Genomic DNA, 23,306 nt, shown 5'->3' with positions numbered 1-23,306 from the left:
GGCTTTCGGGGGTAACGGCGGGGAATGCGCATCAGCGTCAACGGTGTTCAGCACCACCTGGTGGGCCTGGATCCGCGGACCACGCTGCTCGACCTGCTGCGGGAGCGGCTGCGGCTGACCGGAGCGAAGCGCGGTTGCGATCACGGGCAGTGCGGGGCCTGCACGGTGCTGCTGGACGGGCGGCGGGTCGCCAGCTGTCTGATTCTGGCCATCAGTCAGCAGGACGCCGAGGTGACCACGGTCGAGGGCCTGGGACATGCCGCCGATCCGCACCCGGTGCAGCGGGCCTTCCTGGCCCATGACGGATTCGGGTGCGGGTTCTGCACGCCGGGGCAGATCTGCTCGGCGGTCGGCATGCTCGACGAGGTGGCGCGGGGCTGGTCGAGCGCGGTCACCGGCGCGGCCGGTCCGCCGAGCGACCCGCAGGCCGCCCGGCACGGCGACGCGGAGGCCGGCCCCCACAGCGACCCGCAGGGCGATCCGCTCAGTGATGCGGAGATCCGGGAGCGGATGAGCGGGAACCTCTGCCGGTGCGGGGCGTACCCGGCGATGGTCCCGGCCATCCGGCAGGCGGCGGGCCGATGAAGACCTTCGATTACCGTACGGCGTCGGGGCTCGCCGACGGCCTCGAACCGGGTGCGGTGTTTCTGGCCGGCGGCACGAACCTGGTCGATCTGATGAAGCTCGGCGTGGCCGCCCCGGACGTGCTGGTCGACGTGACCCGGCTGCCGCTGCACGACATCACCACGCTGGCCGACGGGACGATCCGGATCGGTTCCGGCGTCCGCAACAGTGATCTCGCCGCGGATCGCCGGGTGCGGACCGGCTTTCCGCTGGTGAGCCAGGCCCTGCTCGCCGGCGCGCCGGGCCAGCTGCGCAACATGGCGACCACCGGCGGCAACCTGCTGCAACGCACCCGCTGCCGATATTTCCTGGCGGCCGGCCTGCCGTGCAACAAGCACCTGCCCGGCTCGGGGTGCCCGGCCCGCACCGGCGACCATCGTGACCTGGCGATCCTGGGTGGTTCGGCAGGCTGCATCGCCACCCATCCGTCGGATCTGGCGGTGGCCCTCGCCGCCGTCGGCGCGGTGATCCGGGTGGACGGTCCGGCCGGCGCCCGGGAGATCCCGGTGACCGATCTGTATCGCCTGCCCGGGGACGAACCGGAGCGCGACACCGTCCTGGAACACGGCGAGTTGATCACCGCGGTCGACCTGCCGCCGCTGTCGGCCGCGGCTCGGTCGGCCTACCGGAAGGCCCGTGACCGCGCCTCCTCGGCGTTCGCGGCGGGCTCGGTCGCGGCCGCGCTGCGGACCGGGGACGGCCTGGTCCGCGAGGTGCGGCTGGCGTTCGGCGCGGTGGCCCCGAAACCGTGGCGGGCGCTGGCCGCGGAGGAGGCGCTGCGCGGTGGGCCGGCCACCCGGGAGCGGTTCCTCGCGGCGGCGGACGCCGAACTGGCGGCGGCGCGCCCGTTGCGGGACAACGCGTACAAGATTCCCCTGATCCGTAACCTGACCGCCGCCGTGCTGGAGTCGCTGACCGAGGACGCCCGATGACGACCATGCTCGGCCGCACCGCCGAAGTGTCCGGCGCCGCCCGCCTCAGCGCGGACGGCTCAGCCGAAGTGTCCGGCGCCGCCCGCCTCAGCGCGGACGGCTCAGCCGAGGTGTCCGGCGCCGCCCGCTTCGCGGCCGACCATCCGTGGGACGGCCTGGCGTACGGCTGGATCGTCGCCTCCCCGGTCGCTCGCGGCCGGCTGAACGCGGTGTTCACCGACCCGGCCGAGGACGACGACGTACTGGTCGTCCTCTGGCACGGCAACGTCCCGCACCTGCCCGGAGCCGGGTCCCCGGAGGCAACGGCCGGGGCGGGCGCGCCATCACCGTCCACCCCGGCGAGCGTCCCGGGCCCGCCCGGATTCGACGGTCCGGAGCCCCCGCCGCTGCAGTCGGACCGGATCGCCCATCGCGGACAGCCGGTCGCCCTGGTCGTCGCCGACACCCTGGAGGGCGCCCGCCGCGCCGCCCGGCTGGTTCGGTGGGACATCACCGAGGAGCGGCACGACGTCGTGCTCCGCGCCATCGATCCCGGACCGCCCACCGACATCGGCCTGACGCCGGACACCACCCACCCCGGACCGCCCGCCGCAGGCACCGACATCGGCCTGACGCCGGACACGACCCACCCCGGACCGACCACCCCGGGCACCGGCATCGACGCCATGTCGGGTGCCGCAAACCCCGGCGTCGACGTCGTCTACACGACGCCGGCCGCGCCCGACGGTCCGCTGGAGCCGCCCGCCACGATCGCCCGCTGGGACGGTCAGCGGCTGGAGTTGTCCGCTTCCGGCCAGGACCCGGACACCGTCGCGGAGCTCTTCGGCCTGCCCACCGGACACGTCCGCGTGATCCCCGGGCCCGGCGGCGGCAGCGGTCCGGTTCGCCCGGACGCCGTGCTGGCCGCCCTGGGCGCGTGGGTGACCGGACGGCCGGTCCAGGTGACGTCGCCGCACCCGGCCGGCTTCCGGGCCCCGACCGTCCAGCGGCTGCGGATCAGCGCCACCCCGGACGGCCGGCTGACCGCCATCGACCACACGGTGCGGACCGCGACCAGCCGCTTCCGCGATCCGGGGGTGGTCCCCCACGGCGGATACGACGTCCCGGACCTGACGCTGCGGCACCGGGCCGTCCCGCTGGACGTACCGCCGTCCCGCTCGGCGCGGACGCCCGGGACGGTCGCGCTGGAGTGCGCGCTGGACGAGCTGGCCCTGTCGATCGGCATGGATCCGCTGACCTTCCGGGAGCGGAATCTCCGCGGCGACTGCTTGCGGCGCCTGCGTGCGGGCGCCGCCCGTTTCGGCTGGCCGGATCGCCCGCACGGGCGCGCCGGTGAGTGGCTGATCGGCACCGGCCTCGCGGGCGGGGCGCACTTCGCGGAGGTACGGGTGAGCACCGTCACCGGCGAGGTCGGGGTCACCCGCCTGTTCGGCGTGTACACCGCCCGGGACGCCGCCGACGCGCGAGCCACCCGGTCCCGGTTCCTCGGCGACATGGTCGCGGGCGTGAGCATGGCCCTGCACGAGGCGCCGGCCCCCGACCCCGAGGGGGGCACCTGGACCGATTCCGCCCCGGGCGGATCCCGCATCCCCGCGTACCCCGACATCGCCTGGATCGACGCCGCCTGGGTGGACGGCTTGGAGCCGTCCCGGTCCGACATCGGCAGCCCCGCCGCCGCCATCCTGAACGCGGTCGCCGACGCCACCGGCACCCGGATCCGCACCCTCCCCGCCCGCCTGCCCGACCTGCTCGCCGGTGGGACCGCTGCGCCCGCTTGAGGGATCATGGTGGGGAGCGGGGAGGAGTTCCGGGTTGGATCTGAGCGATGCACGGGAGCTGGCGCTGCGGTTGATGGCCGAGCACCGGCTGTCCCGCTGGCGGCTGACCTTCGACGACGCGAAGACGCGGGCCGGGGTGTGCCGGCCGGGGCGCCGGGAGATCGGCCTGTCCCGGCCGCTGATCAGCCTGTATTCGCCGGAGCAGGTGACCGAGACGGTCTTACACGAGATCGCGCACGCGCTGGCCGGGGCCCGGCACGGGCACGACGAGGTGTGGCGGGCGATCGCGGTGCGGATCGGATGTTCGGGCCGGCGCTGCGTGCCCGAGGAGGCGCCCCGGGTCGACGGGGCGTGGGAGGGGTTCTGCCGGCAGGGGCACCGGACCACGGCGCACCGCCGGCCGGTGCGGGTGCGGTCGTGCCGGAACTGTTCGCCGGGGTTCAACCGGTCGGCGCTGTTCGCCTGGACCTACCGTGGCCATCCGGTGCCGCTGCACCCGGACTACGTCGCGGAGCTGGTCCGGTTGCACGGTGCCGCCCCCGTCGCCCTCGCGGTCGGTGACCGGGTGCGCCTGCGGGGCGGCGGCAAGTACGGCGGCGTGCTCGGCACCATCGTCAAGCAGGGTCGCAGCCGCTACCAGATCCAGACGCCGCGAGGCCTGCTCAACGCCTCCTTCTCGATGGTCGAACGGATCCCGCCGAACAGCACCAGGACGTCCCCGGATCGGGAACGCCCTGGCCGGTGCTGACGGTCAGCTCTTGGTGAGCGGCTCCAGCTTCGGGTCGTTCGCGTACGCCTCGGCCGCGTTGGCCTTGGTGACGATGACCGGCGGCAGCAGGAAGGACGGGACCACCTTGACCCCGTTGTTGTACGACTTGGTGTCGTTGACCTGCGGCTCGTTGCCGGCCTGCAGCGCCTTGACCATGGTGATCGTCTCGGCCACCAGCTTGCGGGTGTCCTTGTTGATCGTCGAGTACTGCTCACCCTTCATGATCGACTTGACCGACTCCACCTCGGAGTCCTGGCCGGTGACCACCGGGACGGGCTTGCCGGCACCCTTGATCGAGGTGATGATCGCACGGGCCAGGGTGTCGTTCGGGGACAGCACGCCGTCCAGCGTCTTGCCGCCGGTGTAGGTGGAGTTGAGCAGCGCGTCCATCCGGCTCTGCGCGTTCTCCGCCTTCCAGCCCTGGGTCGCGGTCTGCTTCACGTCGGTCTGCTTCGAACCGACGATCACGGTGCCGCTGGCGATCTCCGGCTTGAGCACGTCCATCGCGCCGTTGAAGAACACCCCGGAGTTGTTGTCGTCCGGCGAGCCGGAGAACAGCTCGATGGTGTACGGGCCCTTCGGCTTCTTCGCCTTCATGCCGTCCAGCAGCGCCTGGCCCTGCAGCTGGCCGACCTTGAAGTTGTCGAACGCGATGTAGTAGTCCACGTCCGGGGTGTTGGTGATCAGCCGGTCGTAGGCGACGACCTTGGCGCCGGCCTGGTGCGCCGCCGCCACCTGGTTGGTCAGCTGACCGGCGTCGGTGGCACCGATGACGATCACCTTGGCGCCCTTGTTCACCATCGCGGTGATCTGCGCCTGCTGGTCGGCGACCGTGGTGGAGGCGCCGGCGTACTGCACGTCGGACTGGAAGCCGGCATCCTTGAGCCCGTTGGTGAACAGGTCACCGGCGAGCACCCAGTTCTCCGAGGTCTTCGACGGCAGGGCGACGCCGATCAGGCCGTCCTTGGCGAAGCCCTTGGTGTTGCCGGTGTCGCCACCGGACTTGGTGCGGTCGTTGGAGCAGGCGGACAGGGCGAGCACCACGGCCGTGCCGACCGCAAGACTCTTGATCATGAAGGAGCGCATTGACTCAACCCTTTTCTAGATGCGGGTTGCAGGGGTCTTCTCGCGGTCCTCTGCGAGGGTTTCGGCGGCCGCCACCTCATGCCGTGGACGGAACTGCCGGGTGAGTGAACCGATGATCGAGAAGCGGCCCTGCTTCTTGTTGTAGACATCCAGGGCGACGGCGCCGAGCAGGAACAGACCACGGATGATCTGGTCCATGTCGGAGCCGGTGCCGGTGAGGAGCAGACCGTTCTTCAGCACGGCCATCACGAGACCGCCGACGATCGAGCCGCCGACCGTCCCGAGACCGCCCGAGACCGCCGCACCCCCGATGAAGACCGCGGCGATCGCGTCGAGTTCCCAGCCGAGCCCGTCCTGCGGGCCGGAGGCCGTGGACCGGGCCACGAAGATCATCCCGGCCAGCGCGGCCAGGACCGACATGTTCATGATGACCAGGAAGTTCACCCGGCGCAGTTGCACGCCGGACAGCTCGGCGGCCCGGGCGTTGCCGCCGACCGCGTAGATGTGTCGGCCGCCCGCGGTGTTGCGCGTGTAGAACGAATACGCGATCACCAGGACGGCGAGGATGATGCCGGAGATCGGGAAACTGGTACCGACCCGGCCACCGGCGAAGCGCAGCGTGGCGAAGATGATGACGGCGATCATCACCGCCATCCGGATCACCGAGACCCACATCGGGGCCGGCTCGGCGCCCTCCATCTGCTTGCGGACCTGCCGGGACCGCAGTTCCCGCCAGACCACCGCGACGCAGGCCAGCAGGCCGAGCAGCAGGGTCAGGTTGTTGTAGCCGGTGTCCGGGCCCACCTCGGGCAGATAGCCGGCGCCGATCTGCCGGAAGCCCGGCGGCACCGGCACCGTGTCGGCGTTGCCGATGTACTGGTTGCCGCCGCGGAACAGCAGCATGCCGGCGAGCGTGACGATGAAGGCGGGAATGCCGACGTACGCCACCCAGAAGCCCTGCCACGCGCCGATCGCCGCGCCGACGACCAGGCCCAGCACGATGGCCAGCGGCCAGGGGACGTGGTGCACGCTGATCGCCTTGGCGACCACGATGCCCACGAACGCCGCGACCGAGCCGACCGACAGGTCGATGTGCCCGGCCACGATCACCATCAGCATGCCGATCGACAGCACCGAGATGTACGCGTACTGCTGGGTCAGCGCGATCAGGTTGCCCGGCTGCAGGGTCAGCCCGCCGGTGCGGATCTGGAAGAACACGATGATCGCCACCAGCGTGAAGATCATCCCGAACTGGCGGGCGTTCGACGTCGTACCGCCGAAGAGGTTTTTCTGGAGATCTTTTATCCGACTCATGGGGTGGCCAGCTTCTTCGTCGAGGTCATCTGCTTCATCAGGACTTCCGGGTCGGCGTCGCGGCGGGCGATCTCGCCGGTGATCGTGCCCTCGAAGACCGTGTAGATCCGGTCGCAGAGCCCGATCAGCTCGGGCAGCTCGGAGGAGATCACGATGACGCCGCGGCCCTCGGCGGCCAGGCGCTGGATGATCCCGTAGATCTCGTATTTCGCACCGACGTCGATGCCCCGGGTGGGCTCGTCGAGGATCAGCAGATCCGGGTCGGTGAACATCCACTTGGCCAGGACGACCTTCTGCTGGTTGCCGCCGGAGAGCTTGGTGACGCCCTCGTCCACGCTCGGCGTCTTGATCCGCAGGCTGCGCCGGTACGCCTCGGCCTCGTGGTACTCCGCGGCCTCGTCGAGCACCCCGTTCTTGGTGATCTTGGAGAGTTTCGCGGCGACCACCGAGGTCTTGATGTCGTCGAGCAGGTTCAGACCGATCGCCTTGCGGTCCTCGCTGACGTACGCCAGGCCGTGCCCGATCGCCTCGGCCACCGAGCGCAACTGGATCTCCTGACCGTCCTTGAACACCTGGCCGCTCAGGTAGATCCCGTAGCTGCGACCGAAAAGGCTCATCGCGAGCTCGGTCCGGCCGGCGCCCATCAGCCCGGCGAACCCGACGATCTCCCCGCGCCGCACGGTGAAGCCGGAGTTCTTGCAGACCAGCCGCTCGGCCGAGATCGGATGCCGGACCGTCCAGTCGCGCACCTCGAAGAACACCTCGCCGATGTGCGGCTCGTGCTCCGGGAAACGGCTGCCCAGATCCCGGCCGACCATGCCGCGCACGATCCGGTCCTCGTCGGCCCCCTCCGCCGCGACATCGATCGTCTCGATCGTCCGCCCGTCGCGCAGAATGGTGATCGAGTCGGCGATCGCCTCGATCTCGTTCAGCTTGTGCGAGATCATGATCGAGGTGATCCCGCGTTTCCGGAACCCGCGCAGCAGATCGAGCAGGTGCCGGGAGTCGGTCTCGTTCAGCGCCGCGGTCGGTTCGTCCAGGATCAATAGTTGTACGTCCTTGGCGAATGCCTTGGCGATCTCGACCAGCTGTTGTTTGCCCACCCCGATGTCCTTGACCAGGGTGTCCGGATCCTCGTTCAGCCCGACCATGGCGAGCAGTTCGAGCACCCGGCGGTTGGCCGCCTTCCAGTCGATCCGGCCGAACCGGGTCGGCTCGTTGCCCAGGAAGATGTTCTCGGTGATCGACATGCCGGGGACCAGGGCCAGCTCCTGGTGGATGATCACGATCCCGGCGTGCTCGCTGGCCCGGATGTCGGCGAACCGGGCCTCGGCCCCGCGATAGACGATCGAGCCGTTGTACGACCCGAACGGGTGGACGCCGCTGAGCACCTTCATCAGGGTCGACTTCCCGGCCCCGTTCTCCCCGCAGATCGCGTGGATCTCCCCGTCGCGGACCGTCAGGTTCACATCGGACAGTGCGGTGACACCGGGGAACGTCTTGGTGATGGAGCGCATTTCGAGCAGCGGCGCAGCAGCGCTCATGGCGCCTCCCAACAGGCGTTACGCAAAGATCGACTTCGATGACGTCGGCGTTTCCAGACTGTAAATCTTATTTATTTACTAAGTCAACGGGTCGATGGCATCATGGTCGGCATCAATCTCGCAACGTTCCTTCCTGGTTCCGTAACCGCGTCGTCCGAACGGATGATGGGGTCGGGAGAGGCGGTATTCCGGTGCGGCGTACAGGAACCAACCTGCCGAAAGTCGGCCAGTACAACCGGGCCGTCGTCCTCGATCAGATCCAGCTCGCCGACGGCATCAGCCGGGTCGAGATCGCCGAGCTGACCGGTCTCACCCCGCAGACCGTCTCCGGCATCGTCCGGCGGCTGATCGGCGAAGGCATCGTCCGCGAGGACGGCGCCACCGTCTCCAACGGCGGCAAACCCCGCACCCTGCTGCGGGTCAACGCCGCCGCGGGGCTGGCCGTCGGCGTCCACTTCGACCCGTCCCAGCTGTCCTGCGTGGTCGCCGACCTGCTCGGCCGCCCCCTGGTCCAACGGCAGCAGCCGATCCGCCCCGGCGCCGGCCCCACCGAGGTCGTCGCCGCGGTCGCCGGCCTGGTCACCGACGTGCTCGCGGCCGCCGGCGTGCCCCGCGACCGGGTCCTCGGCCTCGGCCTGGCCACCCCCGGCCCGATCGACCAGAGCCTCGGCGCCCTGGTCGGGCCGCCGCAGCTGCTCGGCTGGACCCGGGTGCCGCTCAAGGACATGCTGGCCGCCGCCACCGGCCTGCCGGTCACCCTGGACAACGACGCGACCGCCGCCGCCATCGGCGAATGCTGGGCCGGCGCCGGCCGCGGCGTCGCCGACTTCGCCTACTTCTTCTTCGGCGCCGGCGTCGGCGGCGGACTCATCCTGGGCCAGCAGGTCTATCGCGGCGGCTCGATGAACGCCGCCGAATTCGGCCACCAGACGGTGCTGCCCGGCGGGCCGCCCTGCTATTGCGGCAACCGCGGCTGCCTGGAGAGCCTGATCAGCCCGGGAGCTCTCGTCGCCCGGTCCGGCCTGACCGATTACGACACCCTGCGCCAGGCCGCGCTCGACGGCGACCGCGCCGCCGTCGACGTCGTCGAGGCCGCGGCCGAACATCTGGCCACCGCCGTCGTCAACGTCGCCAACATCCTCGACGTCGACCTGTTCGTCCTCGGCGGGCACGGCCTGCGCCACCTGGAATCCCGCTTCCGCGACGCGGCCGCCAAAGCTTTGGAGACCCGCCCCCTGGCCCGCAGCATCCGCACCGTCCGTGTCGAGGTCTCCCCGCTCGGCGCCGACGCGGCGGTCGTCGGCGCGGCGGCCCTGGTCCTGCACACGACATACGCCCCGCAGGTCTCGGAGCTGCTCTCCCTCTGACCCCGCGGGGCCGTGGAGACGGTCGGCTCTGCTCGTGTGCGACGACGGCGCCCCGGGACGGGAACGCAAGCAGGTCGGGGTGGACGGTGACCGGCCGAGGTGGCGAGTGACCGGCCGGGGTGGCGAGTGACCGGCCGGGGTGGGCGGTGGTCAGTGGAGGGCGGCGATGGCCGGGATGGCAGTCGCGCGGCGAGTGGTGCCGAGCACGGCCGCGGCGGCGGGAGGTCAGGCCGGCACCCCGGTCAGGTGGGCGAGGCGGTCGGCGACGGCGTCCGGGGCGGGTGCGGCGAGCGAGCCGGCCAGGCGGCCGTCGGCCAGGAAGAGGACGGAGTCGGCGTACGCGGCGGCCATCGGGTCGTGGGTGACCATGACGACGGTGCGACCGTGGTCGCGGACCACCTGGCGGAGCAGGGTGAGGACCTCCCGGGCGCCGCGCAGGTCGAGGGCACCGGTCGGTTCGTCGGCGAAGATCACCGCGGGTTCGGTGAGCAGGGCGCGGGCGACGGCGACGCGCTGGCACTGGCCGCCGGAGAGTTCGGCGGGCAGCTGGGTGAGCCGGTCGCCGAGGCCGAGCTGGTCCAGGATGGCCCGACCGCGCCTGCGGTCGGCGCGGCGACCGGCCAGGCGCAGCGGCAGTTGCACGTTCTGTTCGACGGTGAGCGCGGGCAGCAGGTTGTAGTCCTGGAAGACGAAGCCGACCCGGGCCCGGCGGAAGCGGGTGAGTTCGGTGTCGGTGGTCGCGGTCAGTTCGGCGCCGCCGAGGAAGACCCGGCCGCTGCTGGGCCGGTCGAGGCCGGCCGCGCAGTGCAGCAGGGTGCTCTTGCCGGAGCCGGACGGGCCCATCACGGCGGTGAACGTGCCGTCGGCGAAGGCGGCCGTGACCCCGTCGAGCGCGGTCACGGCGTTGTCGTAGGTCTTGACGAGGGCTTCGAGACGTACCGCGTCGGTCATGGGTAACACCGTACGAACGCACTGGACCGGTGACAGTGGTGCTGACTCCCCGGTTCCACCGGGCACTACCCCACCGTCGACGATCTTACGTGGCGGCTACCCTCAGACGGATAGGATTCGCGCCGATCACAGGTGCATGCGCATCCGTGACATCGGCGTCGGCACTCGGCTGGGCGCCTCCTACCTGGTCCTCACCACGCTGATCGTCACCTCGGCCGGTGTCGGCTGGTCCGGGCTGCGCCAGCAGGCCGCCGCCGAGAAGGAACTGGCCGCCCTGGAACGGGTGCGCGACGACATCCAGACCGCCAAGTACAACGCCGCCGACGTGACCGGCTGGCAGGGCCTGGTCATCGCGGACATCGGCGCGTTCGGCTACGCGTTCGCGACCGGGCCGAAAGGCTACAACCGGCAGGGCGAGATGAAGTCCAAGGCCGCCATCTACGCTCAGCTGGCCAGCGCCGACACGGCTGACATGTCGCCGGCCGAGCGGGCCGAGTTCGCCAAGCTCAAGACCGCCTGGGACGAGTTCTTCACCTGGGACACGACCGTCATGCGGTGGCTGTCGGCGGACACCCAGGCCAGCCGCGCGAAGGCGATGGACAGCATCAACGGCGGTGATGCGGCCGCCGCCTACGGCAAGGTCCTGGACATCACCGCTGGACTGGACAAGTCGGTCACCGACCGCACCGCGGCGCTGCGCGCCCACGTGCAGCGGGTGCGCACCGACGCGATGCGGGGGCTGGCCATCGCCCTCGCCCTGGCCGTGATCCTCGCCGTGCTGATGGGCACCTGGGTCACCCGCTCGGTGATCCGCCCGCTGGCCACCGTGGTCGCGGCGCTCAAACGTCTGGCCGCGCACGACCTCACCGTCCGGGTCAGCCTGGACCGCCGCGACGAGCTGGGAACGCTCGGCGACGCGGTGAACTCGACCGCCGAGTCGCTGAGCCACACGGTCGCGGCGATCGCCGGGCACGCCGGCACCGTCTCGGCCGCCTCCCAGGACCTCTCCGACGTCTCCACGCAGATCGCCGCGGCCAGCAGCGAGATGGACACCCAGGCCACCGCGGTCGCCACCTCGGCCGACCACGTCTCCGGCAACGTGCAGACGCTGCAGGCCGGCAGCACCGAGATGACCCTGGCGATCGACGAGATCGCCCGCAACGCCGGCGAGGCCGCCCAGGTCGCCGGCGAGGCGGTCGGCGTGGTCGCCCGCACCAACCAGACCGTCGGCAAGCTCGGCGAGTCGTCCGCCGAGATCGGCAAGGTGATCGCCATGATCACCGCGATCGCCGAGCAGACCAACCTGCTCGCTCTCAACGCCACCATCGAAGCCGCCCGCGCCGGCGAGCTCGGCAAGGGCTTCGCCGTCGTGGCCGGCGAGGTCAAGGAGCTGTCCCAGGAGACCGCGAAAGCCACCGAGGAGATCAGCCGGCTCGTCGACGCGATCCAGGCGGACTCCACCGAGGCGGTCGGCGCGATCGGCAAGATCGGCGACGTGGTGGCCCGGATCAGCGACTTCCAGACCCTGATCGCGGCCGCCGTCGAGGAGCAGACCGCGACCACCAGCGAGATGGGACGCAACGTCGCCGAGGTGGCCGACAGCAGCACCGCGATCGCGACCAGCATCGCCGGGGTGGCGACCGCGGTGGGCACCACCACCGAGGTGGTCAACCAGGCTCAGTCGAACGCCGCCAACCTGGCGCGGACCAGCAGCGAGCTGCGCGAACTGGTGGCCGGCTTCACGCTCTGAGCGCGGTCTCCGCCAGCAGGGGCAGCAACTGCCCGCCCTGCCTCGCGATCTCCGGGAGGTAGGGCGTGTCGGACAGCACGAAGTGGCTGATCCCCAGATTCTGATACTTGCGCAGCGACCTCGCCACCTCCGCGGCCGAGCCGACCAGCCAGGTCGTCCCCGCGCCGCCCCCGCCGACCCGGGCCGGCGCGGTGTACAGATTGTCGTCCAGCACGTCACCGCGGGCGGCCAGGTCGAGCAGCCGGCGCTGCCCGGTCGCCGCCGCCCACAGCGGGTCGATCGCCGGGCCGCCGGCCATCGCGGCCACCCGGGCCTCGGCATCCGCCCAGGCCTGCGCGCCGGTCTCGCGGACCACCGTGGTGATCCGCAGACCGAACTCCAGCGGCGGGAGGTCCCGGCCCACCTCCCGGCTCAGGGCCGTCAGGCGCTCGATTCTTTCCCGTACGCCGTCCAGCGGCTCGCCCCAGAACAGTTGCACGTCGGCAGCCGCGGCGGCGACCCGCTCGGCCGCGGCCGAGGCACCCCCGAAATACAGCCGCGGGGGCGTGGCCAGGCGCGGGACCACGGTCGAGTCGTCGACCGCGAAATGCCCACCCCGGTGCGTGACGTGCTCCTCGGCCCACAACCGGCGGACCAGGTGCAGGAACTCGCGGGTACGACCGTACCGGGAAGCCTGGTCCTGCTCCTCGTCGCCGTAGGCGGCGAGACGATCCTTACCGGACACGATGTTGATCAGCACCCGGCCGCCGCTGAGGTGCTGCAGGGTGGCCGCGGCGGACGCGAACTGCGCCGGACGCCAGTAGCCGGGGCGGACCGCGATCAGCGGCCGGAACGTGGTGGTGCGGGCGGCGAGCGCGGTGGCCACCGTGAAGGTGTCCGGACGGCCCCAGCCGGTGCCGATCAGCGCGCCGCTCCAGCCGTGCCGCTCGCAGGCCAGGGCCTGCGCGGTGAGCGCCGCCAGGCTGTTGTGGCCGTCGACCACGTCGTCGCCGCGGTGCCCGGGGCGGTCCTCGTTCGGGATGTACCAGAGGAACTCGCTCGCTTTTCCTATCACCTCTATAGCTAATATATGGATGCCGCCGACTTTTCAAGCTTCCGGGAGACGCCCGTGTCCGAACTGCTCGCCGCCCGGTACGGGACCGCCGCCGCGCCGCTCGACACCCTCACCGACACCATCCGCCTGCAACTGCGCCGCCGCTCGGTGCGCCGATTCCTGCCCGGCGAGGTGACCGACGACCAGCTGACCGCGCTGACCGCCGCCGCACAATCCGCCGCCACCTCCTCCAACCTGCAGGTGTGGAGCGTGATCGCGGTCCGCGACCCGGGCCGCCGGCAGCGGCTCGCCACCCTCGCCGGCAACCAGTCCTTCATCGCGCAGGCCCCGCTGTTCCTGGTCTGGATCGCCGACCTGTCCCGCGCCCGCCGCCTCGCCGACCGGGCCGGCTCCTCCCTCACCGGAGCGGACTACCTGGAAAGCACCCTGATCACCTTCGTCGACGCGGCCCTCGCCGCCCAGAACACGGTGATCGCCGCCGAATCCCTCGGCCTCGGCTCCGTCTTCGTCGGCGCCGTCCGCAACCGACCCGAGGAGATCGCCGCCGAACTCAAGCTGCCGCCCCACGCGGTCGCCGCCTTCGGCCTGGCCGTCGGCACGCCCGACCCGGCGGAGGCGGCCGCGGTCAAACCCCGGCTGCCGCAGGCGGCGGTGCTGCACCATGAGCAGTACGACGCGGACGCCGCCGACGCGCACATCCCGGTCTACGACGAACGGCTGGCCGCCTACAACCGGCGGTTCGGGCTCAGCGGCGGCTGGAGTGAGCGGGTGCTGAGCCGGCTGGGTGGGGCGGAAGCGCTGGGTGGGCGGCATCGGTTGCGAGAGACTCTGGAGCGGCTCGGGCTGCCGTCCCGCTGACCACGCGTCCCGGCGGCTCCTCGTCTTGCCGATGGCGCAGAATCGGTGGGTGACGTTCCGCGGATGGCCGGTCGAGGCACTCGAGTTCTACGAGGGGCTCGGCGCCGACAACTCGAAGACGTACTGGACCAGGCACCTGGCATTCTACGAGGAGCAGGTGCGGGGGCCGATGCTGGAACTGCTCGCCGCCCTGGAACCGGAATTCGGGCCGGGGAAAGTGTTCCGGCCCTACCGGGATGTGCGCTTCAGCAAGGACAAGACCCCGTACAAGACGCATCTGGGCGCCTGGCTCGAATCCGGCGGATACCTGCAGCTGAGCGCGGACGGGCTGGCCGCCGGATCCGGCTACTACCGGATGGATCCGGGCCAGCTCGACCGGTTCCGGCGGGCGATCGCCAACGACGTGACCGGCATCCAGCTGACCACCCTCATCACCGACATCGAGAGAACCGGAATCTCGGTGGTCGGCAGAGACACCCTGAAAACCGCGCCGCGCGGCTACCCGAAAGATCATCCCCGGATCGATCTGCTGCGGCACAAGGGGCTGATCACCTGGCGGGAATGGGAGCCGGCCGCCTGGCTGGGGACGGCGGCCGCGCAGAAGCGGGTGGTGGAGTTCCTGCGAGCCGGCCTTCCGCTGCGGCACTGGCTCGACGACCACGTCGGTCCGCCGCTCGCCGGCGCCTGACGCCCCGGTCTCCCGGCCCCGCCATTCAGGCCGCTCACCGGCGCGGGCAGGGCTGGCCGTTTCAGGACCGGCGGGAGCCCTGGCCGTTTCAGGACCGGCGGGAGCCCTGGCCGTTTCAGGACCGGCGGGAGCGCTGACCGTTTCAGGACCGGCGGGAGCGCTGACCGTTTCAGGACACCGGGTGACCGCAATGTGCGGCAGGCTGGACCGCATGTCTCTTGAGATCGCACGCGAGCTTCAGATCACCTTCGACGCCGCCGACCCGGCCGCGCTGTCCGCGTTCTGGGCGGAGGCGATCGGCTACCGGCTGCAGCCCCCGCCCGCGGGCTTCTCCTCATGGGAGCAGGCCCTCGAGGCGTGGGGTGTGCCGCCCGAGCGTCGCAACGACGCCTCCGCGCTGATCGACCCGAAGGGCGCCGGGCCGCGGCTGTTCTTCCAGAAGGTGCCCGAGGGCAAGACGGCGAAGAACCGGGTGCACCTGGACGTCCGCGCAGCTCCCGGCCTCACCGGCGACGAGCGGATGGCAGCCCTCGAAGCCGAGGCGGCGCGACTGGTGGGCCTGGGCGCCACCCGGGTGCAACGCCATGAGCCGGTGCCGCCGAACGCCGGACACATCGTCATGGCCGACCCGGGCGGCAACGAATTCTGCCTCGACTGACGGACCCGGCGCGTGGAGTTGCGGCGGCGAAGATGGCGCGCCGCATCCCGGTGGGGACGCGGCGTCGCGGGCGTACGGCTCAATCGGTCGTGGTTTGCTGGATCGCCTCGGCGATGGTCCTGATGCGGCGCAGGCGGGCGTCCCAGGCCGCGCCGACCGAGGCCAGCTGGCCGATGGCGCGGGCCAGCTGGGCGTCGTCGACGCGGTAACGCTTCCCCCGGCCGGCGGGGGTGCCGCGGACCAGGCCGACCCGGTCGAGGACGGTGAGATGCTTGGCGACGGCCTGCCGGGTCACCGGCATCTGCTGACTGAGCGTGGTCGCGGTGCCCTCACCGTGGGCGAGGAGCAGGTCGAGCATTCGTCGTCGGGTCGGGTCGCCGACCGCCGACCACAGATCGTCGTCGACGGCCGTGCTCACGGCTGGACCTGGAGCGTGGCGACATACGGCGCGAGTCGCGGCAGGAAGATGCCCCAGCCGTGCACATGCTCCCGGTACTCCTGCTCGGCGATCGCCTGCGACCAGCCCCGCTCCCGGAAACCGGTCTCCGTCATCCGCAGCAGCGTGCCACCGCCGGACGGAGTCAGCTCGAACGTGACCAGCAGGGAGTTGCCGGCCGTCGGCGGCTCACCGGCGGGGTGCGTCCAGCGGAACGAGAATGTTCGCGGCGGACGGGCATCGACGACGGCGAACTGGACGACCTTGCCTCCGGCGCTGCAGTCACCGAAGGTGATGGTTCCCTCCGATCCCGGCCGCGCTTCGTAGTCGGCATCGTCGGGCCACCAGCCCTTGAGGTGTTCGGGGCTGCTGACCACCTCGAAGACGACCTCGGGCGTCGCCTCGATGAAGATTTCGCGCTCGATGATTCCCTGCTCCATGACGTCCTCCTGCAACCTTTGGTTGCAGGTAACGGTAGCCCACCATCGGCTCTTGAGCAACCGAAGGTTGCACATCGGAAAGTGTCGTACCCCCGAGGGAGGCTCTTCACATGCAGATCGCGTCGAGCGTCCCGTCATGGCGGAGCCTCACCGGGTCGGCGATGCCGCCCGGGCCCGGGCGGGTCCGGGACGGCATCGTTCACGCCGGGCGCGCCGGGTCGAGTGAGCGTGCTCGCCCTCGCCTCGGCCGCATCGTTGAGGCCGGACACTCAGTCGACTGAGCGGGTCGACTCTCACCGCCTCGGCCCTGACCGCATCGTTCGTGCCGAATGCGCGGCCGCATGGGGGTGCCCGGTGCTCGCCGGCCCGGATGGAGCGGCCGGCTGCCCCGTTCGGACTGAGCGGGCGGTCGGGTGTCGACGCCCGCTGTTTCCGGGGCCGGACCGTAACCGACCCGCGAGGGCCCGGTCAGGTGAGGAGGGTGACCGTGTAGTTCAGGGTGGTGCCGCTCGCGGTGTAGGTGGCGGTCTGCCCGTTGTTGCAGAACGACACGAACACGTTGCCGGGCACGGTGTTGCCGGCCTGCGCGTGGACCAGCGGGCGGACGTCGGAGCCCTCGGCGAACGGGGTCGAGTTCAGGTCGACGACGCGGTACTGGTTGATCGGGTAGTCGTCGGTGGACGCGGACAGCTCCCCGGTGCGGGTGGTGACCTGGAAGTCGATCACGAAGCCACCGTTGTTGATCACCGAGACCTTCTGCACGCAGGGGGTGGCGGCCTGCGCGGGGACGGCGGCGGCCAGCGAGAGGCCGGCCGCCCCGACGAGAGCAACGGCGGCGCTGACGGTGCGGGATGCCATAGTTTGTCCTCCTATGTAGTCATTGGCAACCATCGCGGAGAACTTGACCCCACAAATCCTCATCAAACAGATGATCATAAATTTTTTGGGGTCGGGTGGAACGACGTTCGGGCCATGGCGCCCCGTCCGCAGCCGCCGGCCACCGCGGCACCAGGCACGATCCGGCCGCCGCCGCGAGCCGGGCCGGTCGAGGAGAACGGCGGCAATGTGCCGCGGATTACGCGTCGCCGCGAGCCCGGCCGGTCGAGGAGAACGGCGGCAATGTGCCGCGGATTACGCGTCGCCGCGCGACCGGGGTCGACCACCCGCCAGGCTTGCGTCGCGCTTACCTCAGTCGGCGACCCGGTCCGCAGTAAGGCCGCGCAGCACCGGACCGCCCGTGCGGCCAGCCGACACGGGACCGTCCACCCGGCCAGCCGACACCGGACCGCGCACGCCGGGTCTGTCGAGAAGGCGGTGCCACTCGATCCTTCCGGGATCGGTGGCGGCCAGCGGTCAGGCGGCCGTCGAAGGCAGGACCGAAGGCGTTGAGGGCGGGTTCCAGCGGGTGATCCAGGGACGGCGGCCGTCGAAGGCAGGACCGAAGGCGTTGAGGGCGGGTTCCAGCGGGTGATCCAGGGACGGCGGCCGGCGCCGGTCGGGCCCCGGGCCGGCGGTGGCGATCGGCGAACGGGGCCCGGGGGGCCGACGGGCCGGGTGCGACCACACGCGCGGGGGTCTCAGCGGGCGGTGTGGACGAGCTGGTCGCCGAGCGGGGTGCGCGAGTAGAGGACGGAGCGGCCGGAACGGGCTCGACTGAGCAGGCCGGAGCGGTACAGGACGGACAGGTGGTCGCCGACGGCGCCGGGGGCCAGGTTGAAGGCGGTGGCCAGGTGTGTGGTGCTGGCCGGGTCGGCCAGGGCGGTGAGGAGCTGGGCTCGGCTGCGGCCCAGCAGGGCTGCCAGGGTGTCCGGGACGGCGGGTGGGGACAGTTCGAACAGGGTGCCTACGCCGCGGGCCGGGTAGACGATCGCTTTCGGCCATGGGTCGTCGCCGAAGACGGCGGTGCGGGGCCAGATCAGGACGGACGGGATGAGCAGCAGGCCGGTGCCGTCGAGGGTGCCGGCGGGGCCGCGGTGGGCGGTCAGTTCAATGCCGCCGCGGTGCCAGCGAACCTTGGGGGCGAGGCCGGCGAGTGCCGCGGACCAGCCGGCGCGGCCGAGTTCGGCGGAGCGGTGGACGACGTCGCGTTCGCAGACGGCACGGATCGTGGGCCATTCCGGCGCCATCAGCGCCGACCAGGCGTCCGACAGGAAGGCGGCCATCCGGTCCAGGACGTCATCGGCGTACAGCAGAATTCTGACCGGGGCCGGAACCCGGCGGCGGGCCAGATAGAAGTCGATTTCGGTACGGGCCGCGCGGAGCGGGACCGCGCGGATCGCGGCGAGGTCCTGGTCGATGGTCTGGGTCATGCCGCGAGGCGGCGGTGCGAAGAAGTTCGCGCCGGAGCGGGCCGACTTCAGCGCGAGGACGGCGGTCAGCCACGGGTCCGGGCGCAGCTGATCGAAAGCGGGCCGGAAACGGGCCAGCCAGGACTCGGGGAGACCCGGGGCGGGTGCGTGCAGGGCCCGTAGCAGATTGTGCAGCTCAAAGATCGGCGACACCGCGAACCGGGTGTGCAGCAGATCCTCGGCGCCGACCTCGAACCGCATCACGACGCCGACGTTACGCCTCCTGGCGAATCAATCGCCAGCAGCGTGCGCCGGGCCGGAGGGTGGCCGGGTGACCTATCGCGACGTCTTCGCGGAACCACGGTTCCGGGTGCTGTTTCTGGGCCGGACCGCGGCCATCGCGGCGGAATCGCTGCGGATCTTCGCGCTGTCCGTGTTCGTCTTCGAACGGACCGGGTCGGCGCTGCTCAGTGCGCTCGCGTTCGCGGCCGGTTTCCTGCCGCAACTCGCGGGTGGGCTGCTGCTCGGCGTGCTGACCGACCGGATCCGGCCACGGCCGCTGATCGTCACCGGATACCTGGCCGGCGGGGTGGCGGCGCTGCTGATCGCGGTGGTGCCGCTGCCGGTCGCCGCCCAGCTGACGATCATCGGGGTGGTGGCCTGCGGGACACCGATCTTCATGGGCGCGGCCGGGCGGCTGGTCGCCGAGGTGCTGACCGGTGACGCGTACGTGCTGGGCCGCTCCGTTCTGAACGCCGCCTCGTCCGGCGCGCAACTGCTCGGCCTCGCGCTCGGCGGCGTCGCCGTCGCCGCGGCCGGACCGCGCCAGGCCCTGCTGATCGCGGCCGGCGGGCAGGCCCTGGCCGCGCTGATCATCCGGCTCGGGCTGCCCGACCTCGCCGGCGAATCCGCGGACCGGGGCTCCGCGGTGCGCGCCAGCCTGGCCGGCGTCCGCGACCTGCTCGGCGACCCGATCATCCGCGCCTTCCTGCTGGCCCAGTGGCTGCCGTCGGCGTGTGTCGCGGGGGCGGAGGCACTGCTCGTCTCGTACGGTCACGGGCGCGGCTTCCCGGCCGGCGCCGCGGGCGCGCTGATGGCGGCCGTCCCGGTCGGCATGCTCGCCGGCGACCTGATCGTCGGTCGCTGGGTGCGCCCGGCTACCCGGGAACGCCTGGTCCGCCCGCTCATCCTGCTCGCCGGCGCGCCGCTGCTCCTGCTGCTGACCGGGCCCACGCTGCCGGCGACGCTGGGCTGCCTGGTCCTCGCCGGCGCCGGATACGCCTACCAGCTCGGCCTGCAACGCCCGCTGCTGGACGCCACCCCGGAGGGACGCCGCGGCCAGATGTTCACCCTGCTCTCCACCGGGCTGATGACCCTGCAGGGCCTCTCCCCGGTGGTGCTGGGCGTGCTCGCCCAGTGGGGCAGCCCGGCCGCCGCCATCGCCACCGCCGGAGCCGGCACACTGCTGTGCATGATCCTGCCACCCCGAACCAGGGAGCTGGTCAAGCGGACATGACCCACGGGCCCGCACCGCGACGCCCAGCCGTGGCACGCAGCCACCGCCGGGCCACATCGCGACGCTTCGCCAGGACAGGCGGGCCATCAGAGGAATCGCCTGCCCCGGCATCGGCCGGTCACCGCAGCCGGTAGCCCCCGAAATCCTCCCGCCGCCGGTCCCGCCCCGGATCGGGGACCTCGGGGTGGCCCACCCTGCCCAGCTCATCCCGAAGCCGCTCGATCTCGGATCGCATCGCCTCCCGGTCCGCGCGCAGCCGGGAGACCTCCGCCGCCATCACATCCCGGTCAGCGTGGGCCCGGTCGACCTCCCCGGCCAGCGCGTCCCGATCCGCCCGCAGCCGTTCGAGCTCCGCCACCGCCAGATCGCGGTCCGCCCGTACCCGCCCGAGCTCCGCGTGGAGCGCGTCACTGTCCGCCCGCCCTTGATCGAACTCCGCGGCCCAGCCGTCGCCACCGGACAGCGGATCACCGAACCCGACAGCGGAGGCCCCGCCATGCGCGTCAGCGAATTCCGGGGCCCGGACGTCACGCGTGCCCCACGACTGATCACCCTCCGCGGGCCACGCGTCGCCACTGCCCCGGGACTGATCAATCTCCGCGGGCCACGCGTCGCCACTGCCCCGGGACTGATCAACCTCCGCGGGCCACCCGTCGCCGCCAACCCGCGACCGATCACCCTCCGCGGGCCACCCGTCGCCGCCATCCCCGGGCGAGGCGACATCCGGGACCCAGGCCTCACCGTCGGGACGTATGCGGTCGAACTCCGTGGTCGTCGCATCAGACCCCGCGCGCAGCCAGTCGACATCGATGGCGCCGGGGTGGCGGTGCCCGGCGGCAGGATCGGTCGGCGAGAAGCCGCGGTCCTCGACCCACAGTTGCCACCCGGCCGGCGGCGGACCCCAGGCCGGATCCGGCGTCCAGCCCGGCGGCGGCGTCCAGCCCGCGGGCGGCGCCGGCCAGGCCGGCGGCGGGTTGAAGCGAAGACCGGCCGGCCGATGCGCGGCTTGCGGCGATCTCGGCGCTTGCGCGCCGCGAGTTTCCGCAAAACCGGTTTCCCGTACGTCGTGAGCCTCCGAGCCGCGCCCCCCACCCGCCGCGCCGGGCAAGCCGAAGGCGCCGTGCCCACCCGCCGGGGAGCCGGGCGACACCGAATGCCGCCCCGGCCCACCGACCCCCGGGCTCAGCGAATCGAAGCCGCCACCCTGCCCGGCTGTCGACGAACCGGAGACCCCAACGTCCCAGACGGCGGGCGAGCCGGAGCTGCCACCTCGCCAGACTGCCGGCGAACCAGAACTGCCACCCGGCCCGATCACCGGCGGACCAGAACTGCCACCGGGCCCGACCACCGGCGAACCAGAACTGCCACCGGGCCCGACCACCGGCGGACCAGAACTGCCACCGGGCCCGATCACCGGCGGACCAGAACTGCCACCGGGCCCGACCACCGGCGAACCAGAACTGCCACCGGGCCCGACCACCGGCGAACCCGGCGAACCAGAACTCCCGCCCTGCCCGACCACCGGCGAACCCGGGACACCAGAACTCCCGCCGTGCCGGCCATCCGGAGTGCCGGGGAACTCAGGCGCGCCGGCAGCGTCCCCCTGCTCGATACTCGGTGCGCCCCAGAATCCGCCATCGGCGGTGGGCCCCGGCATCGGCGTGCCGGGCGCACCGCCCGGACCCGCGCCGACGGTGCCCGGAACGACAGGGACGGGGCCGCTGCCCGCCGGGACGATCGGGACCGTGCGCCGGCCGACCTCCGCGGGGTGGCCCGGTACCGCGGGCATGGTCACGGGCGAGCCGGCCGGCGCGGTGGACAGGACAGCGGTGTCGGCCGCCGAATTCGACTCGGGCGTCGGCCGCGGGCGGGGGGCGGGATGCCGCACAGGTGCCACCGGCGGCGCCACCACGCCTGCGGGCACAACCGGTGACGGCAACGCCGTCGGGAGCCCGGACGGCGCGGGCGTCCCCGGCGGAGGCGCGGACGGCGGTGCGGCCGGAACCGGGGAAGGCGACGCCGACGGCACGGGGGCGCCGGCGGCCGGATCCGGGGTGACCGGGGCCGACAGGAGCGGCGCGGGCAGGACCGCGGTTTCGGCGGCCGGGGACGATTCCAGGGCGGGGACCACGGCCGGGCGACCGGGCGCCGCCATGGGCTCCGGGACGGTCGGCCCGGCCGGTGAGGCGCCTTCGGGCGGGGCGTCCAGCCAGCTTTCGGGCAGTTCGTGGGCTTTCACGGCGTACACCATGAGCCTGGTGGTGACGGTGTCGCCGCTGATGATGGCGCGGGCGCAGGTGGTGAGGCCGCGATCGTGGAGGTGGCGGACGGCGGGCAGGAGCTCGCCACTGAGCCGGGGGCTGAGCCGGCCGACCCGGAGGCCCTCGAGGCGGACCTCGATCGTCGCCGTCCGGTCGCCGGCCTCGTGCAGGGTGGTGTGGACCCAGCACTCGCCCTCGGGGCGCAGGAACTCGATCAGGACGTCGCGGTGCTCGTCGTCGCCGGCCACCTCGATCGGCGCGCCGGTCGGAAGCAGCCGATACGCCTCGCGGGGCGGGTGGTTCGCCGGGGCGATCAGGTGCGGCTCGGCCAGGTCCAGGCGGATCGAGGCGCTGAAGTCGTGCGGCCCCCGCTGCGTGGCGAACATCCTGGCCCCGACCTGCGGCGTCCAGCCGCGGGCGACCAGGCTCGCCAGAGCCGGCGCATAGCGTTTCGCGGCGTCCGGGGGCAGATGCCCGACCTGGACCGGGCCCACCCAGACGGTGACGGCGTCCCGGTCGTGCGGGTTCGCCGGATCGGGCAGCAGCTGCGCGCTGACCGCCATCTCCGCTCCCCCGGCCGACAACCGGCCGCCGAACAGCCCACGGATCGCCTCGTGATGGTGCGACTCGCCGGCGACCTCAGCCGCGGCCCAGCCGCGCTGCCCCCATAGATCGAACGGTAGTGCCATGGCGGCCACCGTACGGTGCCGCCCGGCCACCGGCATCCCCACGGTGTGCCGCAATCCCGAACCCGACAGTTCGACGGCGACCTTGGCCGCACATTTCTCTCGGCGGATCCGGCAATGACGCCTGGTCCGACCGGTCGGGCCGCAATCCGGACGCCGCGGTAGACACGCACTGTACCCTCCACCCGGGCCGCAATCCGGACACCGCGGTACACGCACTGCCCCCTCCACCCGGGCCGCGGTCCGGACACCGCGATAGACACGCTGCCCCCCTGCACCCGGGCCGCGGAAGCCGGTCCAGCGTGG

The 23,306-nt window shown here is 72.1% G+C and carries 20 protein-coding genes; 10 read left to right on the top strand and 10 right to left on the bottom strand.

Annotation, left to right across the window (positions count from 1 at the left end):
• The first annotated feature begins 24 nt into the window (after window positions 1-24).
• The 4 genes from ACSP50_RS14035 to ACSP50_RS14020 are packed head-to-tail and all read left to right on the top strand — an operon-like array spanning window position 25 to window position 4,082.
• The gene (locus tag ACSP50_RS14035; RefSeq protein ID WP_014689742.1) at window positions 25-585 is read left to right on the top strand and encodes a 2Fe-2S iron-sulfur cluster-binding protein; all 561 of its coding nucleotides are present in this window, start codon (window positions 25-27) and stop codon (window positions 583-585) included.
• Window positions 582-1,556: a xanthine dehydrogenase family protein subunit M gene (locus ACSP50_RS14030; protein ID WP_014689743.1), complete on the top strand. Its 975-nt coding sequence runs from the start codon at window positions 582-584 to the stop codon at window positions 1,554-1,556. The genes ACSP50_RS14035 and ACSP50_RS14030 overlap by 4 nt, the downstream gene beginning before the upstream one ends.
• The gene (locus tag ACSP50_RS14025) at window positions 1,553-3,334 is read left to right on the top strand and encodes a xanthine dehydrogenase family protein molybdopterin-binding subunit (RefSeq protein ID WP_014689744.1); all 1,782 of its coding nucleotides are present in this window, start codon (window positions 1,553-1,555) and stop codon (window positions 3,332-3,334) included. The genes ACSP50_RS14030 and ACSP50_RS14025 overlap by 4 nt, the downstream gene beginning before the upstream one ends.
• 34 nt (window positions 3,335-3,368) lie before the next feature.
• Window positions 3,369-4,082, top strand: a complete 714-nt coding sequence (locus tag ACSP50_RS14020) for a SprT-like domain-containing protein (protein ID WP_014689745.1) — start codon at window positions 3,369-3,371, stop codon at window positions 4,080-4,082.
• A gap of 3 nt (window positions 4,083-4,085) precedes the next feature.
• On the opposite strand, the gene ACSP50_RS14015 is transcribed toward ACSP50_RS14020, so the two are convergent.
• The 3 genes from ACSP50_RS14015 to mmsA are packed head-to-tail and all read right to left on the bottom strand — an operon-like array spanning window position 4,086 to window position 8,047.
• Complete coding sequence (locus ACSP50_RS14015; protein WP_014689746.1) at window positions 4,086-5,189, bottom strand: sugar-binding protein; 1,104 nt, start codon at window positions 5,187-5,189, stop codon at window positions 4,086-4,088.
• 15 nt (window positions 5,190-5,204) lie between these two features.
• Window positions 5,205-6,503: a multiple monosaccharide ABC transporter permease gene (gene mmsB, locus ACSP50_RS14010; protein ID WP_014689747.1), complete on the bottom strand. Its 1,299-nt coding sequence runs from the start codon at window positions 6,501-6,503 to the stop codon at window positions 5,205-5,207.
• On the bottom strand, window positions 6,500-8,047 hold the full coding sequence (gene mmsA, locus ACSP50_RS14005; RefSeq protein ID WP_014689748.1) for a multiple monosaccharide ABC transporter ATP-binding protein: 1,548 nt from the start codon (window positions 8,045-8,047) through the stop codon (window positions 6,500-6,502). The genes mmsB and mmsA overlap by 4 nt, the downstream gene beginning before the upstream one ends.
• Window positions 8,048-8,238: 191 nt before the next feature.
• Between mmsA and ACSP50_RS14000 the strand changes: the two genes are divergently transcribed.
• Window positions 8,239-9,414, top strand: coding sequence for an ROK family transcriptional regulator (locus tag ACSP50_RS14000; protein ID WP_014689749.1), 1,176 nt, complete (start codon window positions 8,239-8,241; stop codon window positions 9,412-9,414).
• A 225-nt stretch (window positions 9,415-9,639) separates the two neighbouring features.
• Here the strand turns inward: ACSP50_RS14000 and ACSP50_RS13995 are convergent, their stop codons facing one another.
• Window positions 9,640-10,365, bottom strand: coding sequence for an ABC transporter ATP-binding protein (locus ACSP50_RS13995; protein WP_014689750.1), 726 nt, complete (start codon window positions 10,363-10,365; stop codon window positions 9,640-9,642).
• A gap of 136 nt (window positions 10,366-10,501) precedes the next feature.
• On the opposite strand from ACSP50_RS13995, the gene ACSP50_RS13990 reads away from it, so the two are divergent.
• The gene (locus tag ACSP50_RS13990; protein ID WP_014689751.1) at window positions 10,502-12,115 is read left to right on the top strand and encodes a methyl-accepting chemotaxis protein; all 1,614 of its coding nucleotides are present in this window, start codon (window positions 10,502-10,504) and stop codon (window positions 12,113-12,115) included.
• Here the strand turns inward: ACSP50_RS13990 and ACSP50_RS13985 are convergent.
• Window positions 12,105-13,169: an LLM class flavin-dependent oxidoreductase gene (locus tag ACSP50_RS13985; RefSeq protein ID WP_014689752.1), complete on the bottom strand. Its 1,065-nt coding sequence runs from the start codon at window positions 13,167-13,169 to the stop codon at window positions 12,105-12,107. The genes ACSP50_RS13990 and ACSP50_RS13985 overlap by 11 nt on opposite strands.
• A 54-nt stretch (window positions 13,170-13,223) precedes the next feature.
• On the opposite strand from ACSP50_RS13985, the gene ACSP50_RS13980 reads away from it, so the two are divergent.
• The 3 genes from ACSP50_RS13980 (at window position 13,224) to ACSP50_RS13970 (ending at window position 15,373) form a co-directional block, all read left to right on the top strand.
• The gene (locus tag ACSP50_RS13980) at window positions 13,224-14,027 is read left to right on the top strand and encodes an NADPH-dependent oxidoreductase (RefSeq protein WP_231956928.1); all 804 of its coding nucleotides are present in this window, start codon (window positions 13,224-13,226) and stop codon (window positions 14,025-14,027) included.
• A gap of 49 nt (window positions 14,028-14,076) precedes the next feature.
• The gene (locus ACSP50_RS13975) at window positions 14,077-14,715 is read left to right on the top strand and encodes a DUF2461 domain-containing protein (protein ID WP_099344068.1); all 639 of its coding nucleotides are present in this window, start codon (window positions 14,077-14,079) and stop codon (window positions 14,713-14,715) included.
• A 211-nt stretch (window positions 14,716-14,926) separates the two neighbouring features.
• Entirely contained in the window at window positions 14,927-15,373 is a 447-nt protein-coding gene (locus ACSP50_RS13970; RefSeq protein ID WP_014689755.1) for a VOC family protein, read from the top strand.
• A 79-nt stretch (window positions 15,374-15,452) separates the two neighbouring features.
• Here ACSP50_RS13970 and ACSP50_RS13965 read toward each other — a convergent pair whose 3' ends face one another.
• The 4 genes from ACSP50_RS13965 to ACSP50_RS13950 form a co-directional block, all read right to left on the bottom strand.
• Window positions 15,453-15,731, bottom strand: coding sequence for an ArsR/SmtB family transcription factor (locus ACSP50_RS13965; RefSeq protein ID WP_369793952.1), 279 nt, complete (start codon window positions 15,729-15,731; stop codon window positions 15,453-15,455).
• A 56-nt stretch (window positions 15,732-15,787) separates the two neighbouring features.
• Window positions 15,788-16,249 (bottom strand): SRPBCC family protein, encoded by a 462-nt coding sequence (locus ACSP50_RS13960; RefSeq protein WP_014689757.1) that lies wholly within the window; start codon window positions 16,247-16,249, stop codon window positions 15,788-15,790.
• Window positions 16,250-16,717: 468 nt separating this feature from the next.
• A complete protein-coding gene (locus tag ACSP50_RS13955; protein WP_014689758.1) occupies window positions 16,718-17,107 on the bottom strand; it encodes a hypothetical protein in 390 nt (129 codons plus the stop codon).
• 719 nt (window positions 17,108-17,826) lie between these two features.
• Entirely contained in the window at window positions 17,827-18,798 is a 972-nt protein-coding gene (locus ACSP50_RS13950; protein WP_014689759.1) for a DUF5937 family protein, read from the bottom strand.
• 70 nt (window positions 18,799-18,868) lie between these two features.
• On the opposite strand from ACSP50_RS13950, the gene ACSP50_RS13945 reads away from it, so the two are divergent.
• On the top strand, window positions 18,869-20,053 hold the full coding sequence (locus ACSP50_RS13945) for an MFS transporter (protein WP_014689760.1): 1,185 nt from the start codon (window positions 18,869-18,871) through the stop codon (window positions 20,051-20,053).
• A 118-nt stretch (window positions 20,054-20,171) separates the two neighbouring features.
• Here ACSP50_RS13945 and ACSP50_RS13940 read toward each other — a convergent pair whose 3' ends face one another.
• A complete protein-coding gene (locus tag ACSP50_RS13940) occupies window positions 20,172-23,003 on the bottom strand; it encodes a hypothetical protein (protein ID WP_155123499.1) in 2,832 nt (943 codons plus the stop codon).
• Window positions 23,004-23,306: the final 303 nt, after the last annotated feature.

The sequence above is a fragment of the Actinoplanes sp. SE50/110 genome (genome assembly GCF_900119315.1).
Lineage (GTDB): Bacteria > Actinomycetota > Actinomycetes > Mycobacteriales > Micromonosporaceae > Actinoplanes.
Note: the sequence above shows the minus strand (reverse complement) of the source record. Positions and strands in the feature narration are given on the sequence as shown.